This window comes from Paenibacillus sp. FSL W8-1187 (assembly GCF_037965485.1).
Lineage (GTDB): Bacteria > Bacillota > Bacilli > Paenibacillales > Paenibacillaceae > Paenibacillus_O > Paenibacillus_O pasadenensis.
Window position 1 is genome coordinate 3115045 of sequence record NZ_CP150181.1, and the last position, 13965, is coordinate 3129009.

A 13965-nucleotide genomic window follows, 5' to 3' on the forward strand; every position below is an offset into this window, starting at 1 on the left:
GGCAAGATCCTAGATTTGCATGCGCATGATGTCCTGATAAGCCTCGACCGCTTTGTTCCGGACCTGCGTCACGAGCTGCAGGGTCAGCTGCGCTTGCTGCGAGACGATCATGACCTGCGAGATGTCCGCCTGGCCGATCAAATACTCGTTGTTTACTTTATGTACGGCTTGTTCCTGCGCGCTTGCGCTGTCAATCGCGTTTTTCAGCACGTTGGCGAAGCTTTCGCTGAGCTCGCTCGGGCTCCCGGCCGCAGGCGCGGCCTTTTGAGCGATCGAAGCCGGCTGCTGCAGCTGCGAGAGGGCGATCGGCTGAATCATCATTCATCTCCTCCACGTTCCATTGATTTTATCTACGGCTTATTTGCCGATTTCAAGCGCCTTGACGAACATGGCCTTCGTCGCGTTCAGCGCCGTCACGTTCGCTTCATAGGCTCGCGAAGCCGAGATCATGTCGACCATCTCTTTGGCCACATCGACGTTCGGCATCCTTACATAACCGCTAGCGTCCGCATCCGGGTGGTTTGGATTGTAGACGAGCTTTTCCGGAGACTGGTCCTCAACGATCCGGGTCGCCTTCACGCCCTTGCTCGCCTCTCCCATCTCGCTCCGCAGCATCGAGTCGAAGCTTCCCGCCTTCATCGGCTCCAGCACGACCATCTTCCGCTTGTAGGGCTGGAACTGCCCATCGACAAACGAACCGCGCGTCGTCTCCGCGTTGGCGATATTGGACGAGACGACGTCCATCCTCAGCCGTTGGGCCGTCAGCGCCGAAGCGCTGATATCGAAACCGTTGCTCAGCTTCATCCGTTACCCTCTCCCGTCGATCGCAATCCGCAGCATCGTAATTTCATGGTTGATCTGCTGAACGTAGGAATTGTATTTCAGCTGGTTTTTGGCCAGCAGCGCCATTTCCCGCTCCACATCGACATTGCTGCCGTTGTTGTTCATGACGGAAGTCTCGTCCGTCACGAGTTTTGGCGCTGGAACTGAGGTCCCTGGACCTATTGGAAGATGTCTTTCATTGGTTCTTATTAGTTCCAATGTCCTACTACCTGACGTCCCAAGCTGCTCCGCCAGCAACTCTTCGAACACGAGCTCCGAGCGTTTGAAAAACGGAGTTTCCGCATTGGAGATGTTGTCTGAAATAATCTGCTGTCTGGATTCAGCAGCCCTCATCGCGCCGACGAGTCTTCCGAAATCCGCGCCTCCCAAGACATTCAACGCCTCTTCACCACTTTCCCGACGTTATCTATAACATGATATTCCACATTTCTTTCGACAATCCTTCTTTCTTCGACATCGAAAATTAAAAAAATGAGAATTCAATGTCGAGATTTGCCGACACGCTTATCTTCCTAAATTTCCATATTTATTACAATGAGAAATAAGCCCTATCTTTATATGAAGATAGGGCCTTTTCGGGACTTTAGTCTCATATTCAGTTCTTCATTTTGCTCAATTCTTCCAGAAGTTGATGATTCAGGATGCGGATATAGGTCCCTTTCATCCCTAAGGATCGCGTTTCGATAACTCCCGCACTTTCAAGTTTGCGTAGCGCGTTTACGATAACAGACCTAGTAATTCCGACCCGGTCCGCGATCTTCGACGCGACGAGCAGCCCTTCCTTCGCCTCGAGCTCGTCGAAGATATGCTCGACCGCCTCCAGCTCGCTGAACGACAGCGAGCCCATCGCCACGGCGACGACCGCGCGGCTCCTCGCCTCGAGGGCGAGCTCTTCCGCGCGTTCGCGCAAAATCTCCATCCCGACGATCGTCGAGCCGTATTCGGCAAGGATAAGGTCATCGTCATCGAACGCGCCGCTCGGCCGGGACAGGACGACGGTGCCCAGCCGGTCCCCGCCGCCCGTTACCGGAACGACGCTCATGATCTCCTGCGTGCCCATGAACGGAAAGACGGCCGCGATGCCGGGATCAGGCTCGACATTGGTCGCCGGCTCGCTCATGACCAGAAACCGGCTGTTGCTGTCCGCCGGAAAGCGCGGCTCGTCGGCGGCCATGCTGCGGAACTGCTCATGATCGAATCGGTCGACCGCCGCGCAGCCGAGAATCTTGCCTCTGCGGCTGACGACGAATACGTTCGCCTGGATGACCGTGCTGAGCACCTCGGCCATTTCCCTGAAATTCAACGCCTTGCCTGCCGCTCGCTGCAGCAGGCGATTGAGCGTCCTTGTCTTGGTCAATAAAGTCATTGGTATGGTTGCCCCCCGAACCCCTCTGCTTCTCTACAGAATATATTGGCTCAGATCGCGGTTCTGGGCGATCGAGCCGAGCTTCTCCCTAACGTACTCCGGCGTGATGTTCAAGCTCTCGAGCGTCAAATCAGGCGCTTCGAAGCTCAGATCCTCCAGCAGCTTCTCCAGAATCGTATGGAGACGGCGAGCTCCGATGTTCTCCGTGTTGCGGTTCACTTCCGCGGCGATGGACGCCAGCTCCGCGATCGCCTCGTCGGAGAACGTGATCTCGATGCCCTCCGTCGACAGCAGCGCCGCATATTGCTTCGTCAGCGCGTTTTTCGGCTCCTTGAGAATCTGGATGAAGTCCTCGAGGCTGAGCGAGGTCAGCTCCACGCGGATCGGAAAGCGGCCTTGGAGCTCCGGGATGAGATCCGCCGGCTTGGACACATGGAACGCTCCGGCCGCGATAAACAGCATATAGTCCGTCTTGACGGCGCCGTACTTGGTCATGATCGTCGAGCCCTCGACGATCGGCAGGATGTCCCGCTGTACGCCTTCTCTCGATACGTCCGGACCGGAGCCTTTGGACGGACTGGCGATCTTGTCGATCTCGTCCAGGAACACGATGCCGGACTGCTCCGCGCGGCTCACCGATTCGGCGATCACATCGTCCATGTCGATCAGCTTCGCCGCTTCCTCTTGCGTCAGCACCTTGCGCGCGTCCTTCACGGACAGCTTGCGGCGCTTCGTCCGCTTCGGCATGAACTGCCCCATGATCTCCTGCATGTTCATGCCCATCATCTCGTTGCCTTGGCCGCCCAGCATATCCAGCATGTTCGGCGACGTGTCCTCCACGTCCAGCTCCAGCATTTCCTTCTCGAGCTCGCCGGCCAGCAGCTTGACGCGGACCGCCTGCCGCTTCGCCGCCAGCTCCGGCTCGGACGAGCGGTCCTCCGGCTCAGGCTCGCGAGCGCCGCCGAACAGCATCTCGAGCGGGTTCTTGCCGCCCTTCGGCTTGGAGCGTGACGGCTCGAGCAGCTCCACGAGCCGCTCGTTCGCCAGCTCCTCCGCCTTGTCCTTGACCTTTTCCATCCGCTCCGCCTTCACCATGCGGATGGCGACCTCGACCAGATCGCGGATCATCGCCTCGACGTCGCGGCCGACATAGCCGACTTCCGTAAACTTCGTCGCTTCGACCTTTACGAACGGGGCTCCGACCAGCTTGGCCAGCCGACGCGCGATCTCCGTCTTGCCGACGCCGGTCGGCCCGATCATGAGAATGTTCTTCGGCACGATCTCGTCCCTCAGGCTTTCCTCGAGGCGGCTGCGGCGATAGCGGTTGCGTAGCGCTACGGCGACGGAGCGCTTGGCCTGCTTCTGTCCGACGATATATTTGTCCAGCTCGGCGACGATCTGACGCGGGGTCATGGCTTCCTTCACCCGAAATCACTCCTTTTCGTGTAGGGGACGGCTGCTCCGGCACGACCGATCAACCTTATACTTCCTCGACGATAATGCTATGGTTCGTGAAAACGCAAATTTCCGCGGCGGTCTCGAGCGCCGCTTGCGCCATCTCGCGCGCGCTCAGGTTCGGCGCATGCTTCTTGAGGGCTCTGGCCGCGGCCAAGGCGAAGCTGCCGCCCGAGCCGATCGCCAGGATGCCGTCATCCGGCTCGATGACCTCGCCGTTGCCGGAGATGAGCAGCAGGCCGGTCTCGTCCATGACGAGCAGCATCGCCTCCAGGCGACGCAGCACGCGGTCCGAACGCCATTCCTTGGCCAGCTCGACCGCCGCCCGCTGCAAATTCCCGTGATGCTCCTCCAGCTTGCCTTCGAACTTCTCGAACAGCGTGATCGCGTCCGCGACCGATCCGGCGAAGCCAGCCGCCACCTTGCCCCGGTACAGGCGCCTTACTTTTTTGGCCGAGCCCTTCATGATCATGCTGTTGCCGAAAGTGACCTGTCCGTCGCCCGCGATCGCGCCTTTGCCGTCATGCCGCACCGCGCAGATCGTCGTTGCATGAAATTGCATTTCCACGTCCATTCCTCCTTTGGCCTTGCGGTCTAGCGGCCCCCGCCGAGCCGCTCCAGCTTGAATTGCTCCAGCGAGGACAAAGCCCGGTTCGCGATATGCTCGTTCTTTTCCTTTTTATTGCGGATGCGCTGCTCCGGCGGCGGGAACAGCCCGAAGTTCGCATTCATCGGCTGAAAATGGCGGAAGTCCGCCGTCGTGATGTAATGGGCCATGCTGCCGAGCGCCGTCTCCTTCGGCAGCACGAGCGGCTCGAGGCCGCGCGCGAGGCGGCCGGCGTTGAGGCCGGCCAGCATGCCCGAAGCGGCCGATTCGACGTATCCTTCGACTCCGGTCATCTGGCCGGCGAAGAACAGGTTATCCCGTCCCTTGAACTGATAGGTCGCCTCGAGCAGCTTGGGCGAGTTGATGAACGTATTGCGGTGCATGACGCCATAGCGCACGAACTCGGCGTTTTCCAGGCCCGGGATGAGCGAGAACACCCGCTTCTGCTCGCCCCATTTGAGATGCGTCTGGAAGCCGACCAGATTGTAGAGCGTGCCGGCGGCGTTGTCCTGGCGCAGCTGGATGACCGCATGCGGCTGCTTGCCCGTACGGGGATCGACGAGCCCGACCGGCTTCATCGGACCGAACAGCACGGTCTGCTTGCCGCGCTGGGCCATCACCTCGATCGGCATGCAGCCTTCGAAGTACACTTCCTTCTCGAAGTCCTTGAGCGCGGCCGTCTCCGCCGTGACGAGCGCTTCGTGGAAGCGTTCGAATTCCTCTTCGTTCATCGGGCAGTTCAGGTAGGCCGCTTCGCCCTTGTCGTAGCGGGAAGCGAGGAACACCTTCTCCATATCTATGGAATCCTTCTCGACGATAGGAGCGGCAGCGTCATAAAAATAAAAATATTCTTCGCCCATGAGCTCCTTGATCTCGGCCGAAAGGCTCGGCGCGGTCAGCGGGCCCGTCGCGATGACGGTAATGCCGTCCTGCGGAATCTCGGCGATCTCTTCATTGTGGACCGTGACGAGCGGATGCTCGCGCAGCGTGCCGGTGATGTCGCCGGAAAATCCGTCGCGGTCGACTGCGAGCGCGCCGCCGGCCGGCACGGCATTGCGGTCGGCCGCCGCCAGGACGAGCGAGTCCATGCGGCGCATTTCTTCTTTGAGGACGCCGACGGCGTTAGCTAGGCCGTTCGCCCGCAAGCTGTTGCTGCAGACGAGCTCGGCGAATTTATCGGTATGATGGGCCGGCGTCTGCTTCACCGGCCGCATTTCGTAGAGCTTGACCTCGACGCCTTGGGAAGCGATCTGCCAGGCGGCCTCGCTGCCTGCGAGCCCGGCTCCGATGACGGTTACTGGGGGAATGGATGACAAGTGCGATTCCTCTCTTTCTTTAAGTCCAAAACGGCCCGAACAACCGCAGGGAAGCGGAAGGCGGGTGTCCGCTTTCCGCTTCCCGCTGATGGGTTATCCGAGCTCCTGATCCTCCGGCAGCTCCTCGTTGAAGTCGCAGGAAGGACACTGATACCTGGCTCCGCTCTTATTGCGCTTGATGACGAGCATGCTGCCGCATTCCGGGCACGGCTTGCCGGCCGGACGGTCCCAGGAAACGTAGTCGCAGCCCGGATACTGGTCGCAGCCGTAGAAGATGCGGCCCTTCTTGCTGCGGCGCTCGATGATCTGGCCTTCCGCGCATTTCGGGCAGGCCACGCCGATGTTCTTGACGATCGGCTTCGTATTGCGGCAGTCCGGGAATCCGGAGCAGGCGAGGAATTTGCCGAAGCGGCCCATCTTGTACACCATCGGACTGCCGCATTTCTCGCATACCTCGTCCGATACCTCGTCCTGAAGCTCGACTTCCTTCATTTCTTCCTCGGCAACCTCAAGCCGCTTTTCGAACGACTCGTAGAACTGGGCAAGCACCCGGACCCAGTCCTCCTTGCCCTCCTCGACATGGTCGAGATCGCCTTCCATATGGGCGGTGAATTCCGCATCGAGAATCTCGGGGAAAAACTCCTCCATCAGCTGGATGACCAGCTCGCCGAGCTCGGTCGGGAAAAACTTCTTCTCCTCGATCGCGACATAGCCGCGTTTCTGGATCGTTTCCAGCGTCGGCGCATACGTGCTCGGACGGCCGATGCCGAGTTCCTCGAGCGTGCGCACGAGCCGCGCTTCGGTGAAGCGGGGCGGCGGCTGGGTGAAGTGCTGCTTCGGCTCGATCGACTCGGCCTTGAGGCTCTCCCCCTCGGCCAATGCGGGCAGGAATTTGTCCTCGTCCGCGGCGGTGCCGTCGTCATTGCCTTCGACATAAACCTTCATGAAGCCGGCAAACTTGACCTTGGAGCCGGACGCGCGGAACACCGCCTCGCCTGCGTTCAGATCGACCGTCATCGTATCGAGCACCGCCGAGCTCATCTGGCTGGCGACGAAGCGCTCCCAGACGAGCTTATACAGACGGTACTGATCGCGGCTCAGGTATTCCTTGACCGCATCCGGCTCCCATTCCATCGACGTCGGGCGGATCGCCTCATGCGCGTCCTGGGCGTTGGCGTTTTTCTTCAGGTAGACGCGCGGCTGCTCCGGATAGAACTCCGGTCCGTACTTCTCGACGATGTAGCCCTTCGCTTCTTCTTGAGCGACCGGCGAGATCCGCGTCGAATCCGTACGCATGTAGGTGATGAGGCCGGCCGTGCCCTGCTTGCCGAGGTCGACGCCCTCATACAGCTGCTGGGCGACGGACATCGTCTTGGAAGCGCGGAAGCTCAGCTTGCGCGCCGCTTCCTGCTGCAGCGAGCTCGTGATGAACGGCGGAGCGGGATTGCGCAGCCGCTCCTTTTCCTTCACCTCGGCGACCGTGAAGTCGCGGCCCTTGATCGCTGCGAGCACGACGTCGACCTCCGCCTGGCTGCCGAGCTCCGACTTGTCGCCTTGATAGGAGTGGAACTTGGCTTCGAACGCCGACTTGCCCTTATGCAGCCCAGCGGTGATGGACCAGTATTCCACCGGCTCGAACGCCTCGATCTCGTTCTCGCGGTCGCTGATCAGCTTGACCGCGACCGACTGGACGCGGCCTGCAGACAGGCCCTTCTTGACCTTCTTCCATAACAGCGGGCTGATCTTGTAGCCGACGAGGCGATCCAGGATGCGCCGCGCCTGCTGCGCGTTGACAAGATCCATGTCGATCTTGCGCGGCGTCTTGAACGCGTCCTTGACGGCCTGCTTCGTAATTTCGTTGAAGACGACGCGGCAATCGTCGGTCTCGTCCAAGTCCAGATAATGCGCCAAATGCCAGGCGATCGCCTCGCCTTCGCGATCCGGGTCAGCCGCGAGATAAACGCGCTTGACCTTTTTGCTGGCGTCCTTCAATTCCTTGAGGACGGAGCCTTTGCCGCGGATCGTAATGTATTTGGGATTGAAATCGTTCTCGACTTCGACGCCGATCTGGCTTTTCGGCAAATCGCGGATATGGCCCATCGAGGCTTTCACGATAAATTTGCTTCCCAGATATTTGCCAATCGTCTTCGCTTTTGCCGGTGATTCGACAATGACAAGTGAATCGGCCATGTTGGCGTCCTCCTTTCGCAAGCTGCTTACAATGCCATATATATGGAACCGTTATGCAGTTCAATCTTACGTTTTAAACATAAATTTATCAGAACTGTTTGCAAAAGTCCAAAAGCGAGCCCCGAAGCCTCAAACAGCTCGTCCGCCGAGCGCGGCTCGTTCTGCAGCAGCCCGTACACAAGCCGCTCGTTCTCGTCGAGCCGAGGCTCCTCCAAAAGAGAAGGCGCGCTCGGCTGCGACGGCCGCAAAAAGTGAAAATCGCGGATGATCGTCTCCGAGCCGTCCGCCAGCTTCGCCCTGCCGTCTCGGATCAAAGCGTTGCAGCCGACGCTCTTGGGCGAATGGATCGGCCCCGGCACCGCATACACCTCGCGGTTCATGTCCAGCGCCTGGTCGGCCGTAATGAGCGAGCCGCTCGCCGCGGCAGCCTCGATCACGATCGTCCCGTGAGACAAGCCGGCGATGATCCGGTTGCGCTGCGGGAACATGCCCGGCTTGACGGGAGTGCCGATCGGAAACTCGGACAGCACGAGCCCCTCTCGGCACAGCCGTCGGTACAACGCCCGGTTGTCGGGCGGGTAAGCGGTGTCGACCGGAGTGCCGAGCACGGCGATCGTCGCCCCTCCCGCTTCGAGCGCGGCTTCATGAGACAAGCCGTCGATCCCGCGGGCCATGCCGCTGACGATGCCGAAGCCCGCTGCTGCCAGCTCCTTGCTCAGCCTGGATGCCGCCTGCTTGCCATAGGCGGTCGGCCCTCGCGTCCCTACGATCGCCAGGCATGGCCGCTCCAGCAGCTCCAGACGCCCGACCGCGTACAGCAGCCAGGGCGGCTGCGGAATCCGCCGGAGCAGCTCGGGATACCCGTCATCGAAGATCGCCAGCCTGCGCCCGGCCAGCGCCAGAAATGCCCCTTCCCAAGCGGGTTCCTGACGCTCCCTCCAGCGCCGCGCCGCTTCCACGGCCGGCGCCTGCCGGATGCCCAGCCTTTCCAGCCGGGCGGCGTCCAGCTCCGGATCCCGCCACAGCTCCGCCTTCATCGCGCGATACAGCGATTGCCATCCGATTCCCGGCGTTTCATGCATGGCGATTATAAATTCGCGCACGCGTGCACGCTCCGGCGCAGTCCATTGCTGTTCCAACCATTCATCCATCATCGGCTACCGTCCTTTTCTTCTATTATAAAGGACGGCACCTGCGCCAATCCCTATTGTGGGGCACAAGAATCCAGATTGCAAGCGCGCAGGCGCCGCCAATGCCGCAGGAGCTTGACGAGCGGCAATAAAAAAAGGCAGCCTTCTTCCCCGAAACGGGAGAAGAAGGCTGCCTGCCTTCCAAGATCAAGCGATTGAAATCAGTGAGTCTTGCATTTCTCGAGCAGGCCCTGCTCTTCCAGCACGCTCACGAGCGTGGAGCCCATGTCGGATGGAGTCGGAGCGACCTTGATGCCGCAAGCCTCAAGCGTAGAGATTTTTTCCTTCGCCGTGCCTTTGCCTCCGGAAATGATGGCGCCGGCATGGCCCATGCGCTTTCCTGGAGGAGCCGTAGCGCCGCCGATGAAGCCGACAACCGGCTTCTTCATGTTCGCCTTGACCCACTCGGCCGCTTCTTCCTCAGCCGTGCCGCCGATCTCGCCGATCATGATGACCGCGTACGTATCCGGATCCTCGTTGAAGAGATTCAGGATATCGATGAACTCGGAGCCTTTGACCGGGTCGCCGCCGATGCCGACCGCAGTCGATTGGCCGATGCCGCGAGTCGTCAGCTGGTGGACCGCCTCGTACGTGAGCGTTCCCGAGCGGGAAACGACGCCGACATGGCCTTTGCGATGGATGTAGCCCGGCATGATGCCGATCTTGATCTCGTCCGGCGTAATGACGCCCGGGCAGTTCGGTCCGATCAGGCGGGTCTTCTTGCCTTCCATGTAGCGCTTCACGCGCACCATGTCGAGCACCGGAATGCCTTCCGTAATGCAGATGACCAGCTCCAGCTCCGCTTCCACCGCTTCCAGGATGGAGTCGGCCGCGAAGGCCGGCGGAACGTAGATGACGGATACGGTCGCGCCGGTTTCGGCGACCGCTTCGCGCACGGAGTTGAATACCGGCAGCGACTTCGTCTCGCCGTTCTCCAGCTCGATGTCGACCGTCGTGCCGCCTTTGCCCGGCGTCACGCCGCCGACCATCTGGGTTCCGTACTCAAGGGCGCCCTTCGTATGGAAGAGGCCGGTCTGGCCGGTAATGCCCTGGGTGATCACTTTGGTATCTTTGTTGATCAAAATGCTCATCGCACATTCACATCCCCTAACAGAATTCGTCTCTGCAGCCCCAAGGGCGTTATTTTACGAGCGCAACGATTTTTTGAGCGCCGTCGGACATGCTGTCCGCCGCGACCAGGTTCAGGCCCGATTCATTCAGGATCTTCTTGCCAAGCTCGACGTTCGTGCCTTCGAGGCGCACGACGAGCGGACGCTCCAGGCCAAGCTCGCGAGCAGCCGCGACAACGCCTTCCGCGATGACGTCGCAGCGCATGATGCCGCCGAAGATGTTGACGAAGATGCCCTTGACGTTGGCGTCCGACAGCAGGATCTTGAAGGCTTCCGTCACCTTCTCCTTCGTCGCGCCGCCCCCTACGTCGAGGAAGTTGGCCGGGTCGCCGCCGTAATGCTTGATGATGTCCATCGTCGCCATCGCGAGGCCGGCGCCGTTGACCATGCAGCCGATGTTGCCGTCGAGCGCGATGTAGCTGAGGTCATACTTGGAGGCTTCGATTTCCTTGGCGTCCTCTTCCTCGAGGTCGCGCAGCGCCAGGATGTCCTTGTGGCGGAACAGGGCGTTGGAGTCGAAGTTCAGCTTGGCGTCGAGCGCCATGACATTGCCGTCGCCGGTGACGACGAGCGGGTTGATCTCGGCGATCGAGCAGTCCTTGTCCACGAACGCCGCATAAAGGGCCGTCATGAACTGGACCGCCTTGCGGACGAGCTCTTTCGGGATATTGATAGCGTATGCAAGACGCTGGGCTTGGAACGGCAGCAGGCCGACCGCCGGATCGATGACTTCCTTGATGATCTTCTCCGGGGAATGCTCCGCGACTTCTTCAATCTCCGTGCCGCCCTCTTCGGACGCCATCATGACGACGCGGCCGGTCGCGCGGTCGACGACGACGCCGACATAGTATTCCTTCTTGATGTCGCAGCCTTGCTCGATCAGCAGGCGCTTGACTTCCTTGCCCTCCGGACCCGTCTGATGCGTGACGAGCGTCTTGCCCAGAATTTCGGATGCGTACTGGCGCACCTCGTCCAGGCTCTTCGCTACCTTGACGCCGCCGGCCTTGCCGCGGCCGCCCGCATGGATCTGCGCCTTGACCACAACGACGGAAGTTCCCAGTTCCTTGGCTGCCTCAACAGCCTCGTCCACCGTGAAGGCGACCTTGCCTTCCGGGACTGCGACCCCGTATTGTTTCAAGACTTCTTTGCCTTGATACTCATGAATGTTCATTCACGACATCCTCCAATCCTCTGACTCGGGTGGAAACAGCTAGATCAAATCAAACAAACATCTGTCATTATATCACAACCCGCGACTCGCTTCGCGCAAAATCACGCTCCGACCGTAAAAATTTTTTTGCGTTTCGGTAAAAGTGGAACGGAATGGAAGCGCGGTTGACACCGCGGCTGGGCTGGTCTAATCTTAACGTATCCATATACTTTTCAGGGAAGTAAGGAAGCACCTTCGCCCGTTATTCGGGGAGGGTGCTTTTTGTCATGTCCTACAGTTCGTTCTCCAGCGCCAGCGTGCAGGGCGTCGACGGACGGCTCGTCGCCGTCGAGGTCGATCTCGCCAGCGGCTTGCCGCAAATCGCCGTCGTCGGCCTGCCCGATCCGGCCGTGCGCGAGTCGGTCGAGCGCGTCCGCGCCGCCCTGCGCAACTGCGGCTTTCAATTTCCGATGCAGCGCATCACCGTCAATCTCGCGCCTGCCGACATGCGCAAGGAAGGCACCGCCTACGATCTGGCGATCGCGGCCGCGATCCTGTCGGCAAGCGGCCAGCTGGAGGGGCGGATGTTCGAGCATACCCTCGTCATCGGCGAGCTCGCGCTCAGCGGCGAGCTGCGCTCCGTGCCCGGCGTGCTGCCGATGGCGGCGGAGGCGCGGCGGCTCGGCCTGCGGCGCGTGCTCGTCCCCGCCGCCAACGCAGCCGAGGCGGCGCTGGTCGGCGATCTCGACGTCTATTCGGCACGCAGCCTGACTGAGCTTGCCGCCGCCTGCCGCAGCGGAGAGGAGTGGCGCTCGCTGCTGTGGGAGGCAGGCGCGGATGCGGCGGCGCCTTCCTGCGCGGCGGGCGGCCCGAGCGCCGGGCTCGATTACGCGGATGTGATCGGCCAGCACGGCGCCAAGCGCGCGCTGGCGATCGCGGCCGCCGGCAGGCATAATTTGCTGCTGTCGGGACCGCCCGGCACGGGCAAGACGATGCTCATCCGCCGGCTGCCCGGCATCCTGCCGGCGATGAGCCGCGAGGAAGCGCTCGAGGTGACGAAAATATGCAGCGTCGCCGGCAAGCTGCCTCGGCAAGGGTCGCTGATCGAGGAGCGTCCGTTCCGCGCGCCGCATCATACGATTTCGGCCGCCGGCCTGATCGGCGGCGGCTCGATTCCGCGTCCCGGCGAGGCGACGCTCGCGCATCGCGGCGTGCTTTTTCTCGACGAGCTGCCGGAATTCCCGCGCAGCGCGCTGGAGGCGCTGCGCCAGCCGCTCGAGGATCGCGAGGTGACGCTGGCCAGAGCCAGAGCCGTCTTTCGCTTTCCGGCCTCTTTCCAGCTCGCGGCCTCGATGAATCCATGTCCATGCGGCTACCTCGGCGCTACGGCCGCTGCTCCCGGCCAGCCGGAGTGCAGCTGCTCGGAGACGGCGATCGACCGATACCGCTCCCGCATCTCCGGTCCTTTGCTCGATCGTCTTGACCTGCTCGTCGAAGTGCAGCGGCCGCCGGCTTTGGACAGCAGCCAGACCGGCATGGACAGCGCGCAGATGAGAGAGCTCGTCGCACGCGCGGTCGCGGCGCAGGAAGCCCGCTCGTCCTCCGCCGGCACCGCCTGGAACGGCGAGCTGGCCGGATCGGCCTTGCGCCGGGCCGCATCGCTTCGGCCCGAGGCCGCCCGCCTGCTGCAGCAGGCGTTCGACCAGCTCGGCATCAGCGTCCGCGCTCACGACCGGATCCTCAAGCTGGCGCGGACGATCGCCGACATGGAAGGCTTCGAGCGGATCGAGGCCGCTCATGTCGCCGAGGCGATCCAATACCGCCGCCTGCCCGGCTGGAGCTGAAGCGGGCCGGATTTTCGAAAAAACGCCTTTTGGAGAAGCGGCGACCGCTTCTTCAAAAGGCGTTTTTGACATGCAGCACCTCCAGCGCCCGAAGGCCGGACGCATCCAGCGTCACGGCCGCCGCATCGAAGCGGATCGGCCTGCCGTCCCATCCCTTCTGCTGCAGGTAGACGCCGGCGACTTGACGCACCTTGAGCTGCTTGCGTCCATGCAGCGCTTCGGCGGCGGAACCGAACCGGCTTCCGGTCCTGGCGGAGCGGACCTCGATAAATACGAGCGTGCCGCCGTCCTCCGCGATCAAGTCGAGCTCGCCCAGCCGGCAGCGCCAGTTCCGCTCCAACAGCCGCAAGCCGCCTCGTTCCAGCCAAGCGGCGGCCGCGTCCTCGCCGATCCGTCCGGACTCTTTGCGGCGGTCGCTTCGGGGCGACCGCACCGGCTGGCCCGCGCCGGAGCCGGCTGCATGCGCTGCGCCTCGGCTTTCCTTGCCGATCGGCCGCTTTTTCACCCGCGCCCGCCTCCTTCTTGCCCGCCAGGAGCGTCCAGCGCTCCCGAAAGAGCGCCGGCCTTGCGGTCCGTCTGATAGATGAAGCTCAGCAGCTCCGCGACGAGCTCGTACAGCTCGGCCGGAATCTGCTGGTTCAAATCAAGCTTTGAAAGCACCTCGACCAGCGAGCGGTCCTCCTGGACAGGCACTCCGTTCTCTCGTGCCCGCTGGACGATCTCGTCGGCGAGCTGCCCCTTTCCCTTGGCGACGACCGAAGGCGCTCCTTCTGCCGGGTCGTAGCGGAGCGCGACTGCCGCGCGCGGCGCTTCTTCGGCGCTGCGTCGCCCCTTGCCTTCGCCTTCCTGCCGCATGCGCCCCGTCTCGGACGCT

14 protein-coding genes are annotated in these 13965 nt (G+C 61.8%); 1 reads left to right on the plus strand and 13 read right to left on the minus strand.

Annotation, left to right across the window (positions count from 1 at the left end):
• Positions 1–9 precede the first annotated feature (9 nt).
• From fliE to sucC, 11 genes are all read right to left on the minus strand, one after another.
• On the minus strand, positions 10–321 hold the full coding sequence (gene fliE, locus NYE40_RS13550) for a flagellar hook-basal body complex protein FliE (protein ID WP_228551531.1): 312 nt from the start codon (positions 319–321) through the stop codon (positions 10–12).
• 36 nt (positions 322–357) lie between these two features.
• Positions 358–804: a flagellar basal body rod protein FlgC gene (flgC, locus tag NYE40_RS13555; protein WP_028597439.1), complete on the minus strand. Its 447-nt coding sequence runs from the start codon at positions 802–804 to the stop codon at positions 358–360.
• A 3-nt stretch (positions 805–807) separates the two neighbouring features.
• Positions 808–1176, minus strand: coding sequence for a flagellar basal body rod protein FlgB (gene flgB, locus NYE40_RS13560; protein ID WP_339280054.1), 369 nt, complete (start codon positions 1174–1176; stop codon positions 808–810).
• 262 nt (positions 1177–1438) lie between these two features.
• Positions 1439–2209, minus strand: a complete 771-nt coding sequence (codY, locus tag NYE40_RS13565) for a GTP-sensing pleiotropic transcriptional regulator CodY (protein WP_028597440.1) — start codon at positions 2207–2209, stop codon at positions 1439–1441.
• Between the two features lie 33 nt (positions 2210–2242).
• On the minus strand, positions 2243–3622 hold the full coding sequence (gene hslU / locus NYE40_RS13570) for an ATP-dependent protease ATPase subunit HslU (protein ID WP_101809484.1): 1380 nt from the start codon (positions 3620–3622) through the stop codon (positions 2243–2245).
• Positions 3623–3689: 67 nt separating this feature from the next.
• Positions 3690–4232: an ATP-dependent protease subunit HslV gene (gene hslV, locus NYE40_RS13575; protein ID WP_028597442.1), complete on the minus strand. Its 543-nt coding sequence runs from the start codon at positions 4230–4232 to the stop codon at positions 3690–3692.
• Positions 4233–4258: 26 nt separating this feature from the next.
• Positions 4259–5587, minus strand: a complete 1329-nt coding sequence (trmFO, locus tag NYE40_RS13580; RefSeq protein ID WP_028597443.1) for an FADH(2)-oxidizing methylenetetrahydrofolate--tRNA-(uracil(54)-C(5))-methyltransferase TrmFO — start codon at positions 5585–5587, stop codon at positions 4259–4261.
• 93 nt (positions 5588–5680) lie between these two features.
• Complete coding sequence (gene topA / locus NYE40_RS13585; RefSeq protein ID WP_028597444.1) at positions 5681–7777, minus strand: type I DNA topoisomerase; 2097 nt, start codon at positions 7775–7777, stop codon at positions 5681–5683.
• A 26-nt stretch (positions 7778–7803) separates the two neighbouring features.
• On the minus strand, positions 7804–8931 hold the full coding sequence (gene dprA / locus NYE40_RS13590; RefSeq protein WP_228551533.1) for a DNA-processing protein DprA: 1128 nt from the start codon (positions 8929–8931) through the stop codon (positions 7804–7806).
• A 197-nt stretch (positions 8932–9128) separates the two neighbouring features.
• Complete coding sequence (gene sucD, locus NYE40_RS13595) at positions 9129–10058, minus strand: succinate--CoA ligase subunit alpha (protein WP_028597446.1); 930 nt, start codon at positions 10056–10058, stop codon at positions 9129–9131.
• 49 nt (positions 10059–10107) lie between these two features.
• Positions 10108–11268: an ADP-forming succinate--CoA ligase subunit beta gene (sucC, locus tag NYE40_RS13600; RefSeq protein WP_028597447.1), complete on the minus strand. Its 1161-nt coding sequence runs from the start codon at positions 11266–11268 to the stop codon at positions 10108–10110.
• A gap of 266 nt (positions 11269–11534) precedes the next feature.
• Between sucC and NYE40_RS13605 the strand changes: the two genes are divergently transcribed.
• Positions 11535–13091 carry a YifB family Mg chelatase-like AAA ATPase gene (locus tag NYE40_RS13605; protein ID WP_043110887.1) on the plus strand — a complete coding sequence of 519 codons (1557 nt, stop codon included), beginning with the start codon at positions 11535–11537 and terminating at the stop codon, positions 13089–13091.
• Positions 13092–13143: 52 nt separating this feature from the next.
• Here the strand turns inward: NYE40_RS13605 and NYE40_RS13610 are convergent, their stop codons facing one another.
• Both NYE40_RS13610 and NYE40_RS13615 read right to left on the minus strand, forming a co-directional pair.
• A complete protein-coding gene (locus tag NYE40_RS13610) occupies positions 13144–13596 on the minus strand; it encodes a YraN family protein (RefSeq protein WP_240478921.1) in 453 nt (150 codons plus the stop codon).
• Positions 13593–13946, minus strand: coding sequence for an EscU/YscU/HrcU family type III secretion system export apparatus switch protein (locus NYE40_RS13615; RefSeq protein WP_052332926.1), 354 nt, complete (start codon positions 13944–13946; stop codon positions 13593–13595). The genes NYE40_RS13610 and NYE40_RS13615 overlap by 4 nt, the downstream gene beginning before the upstream one ends.
• Positions 13947–13965: the final 19 nt, after the last annotated feature.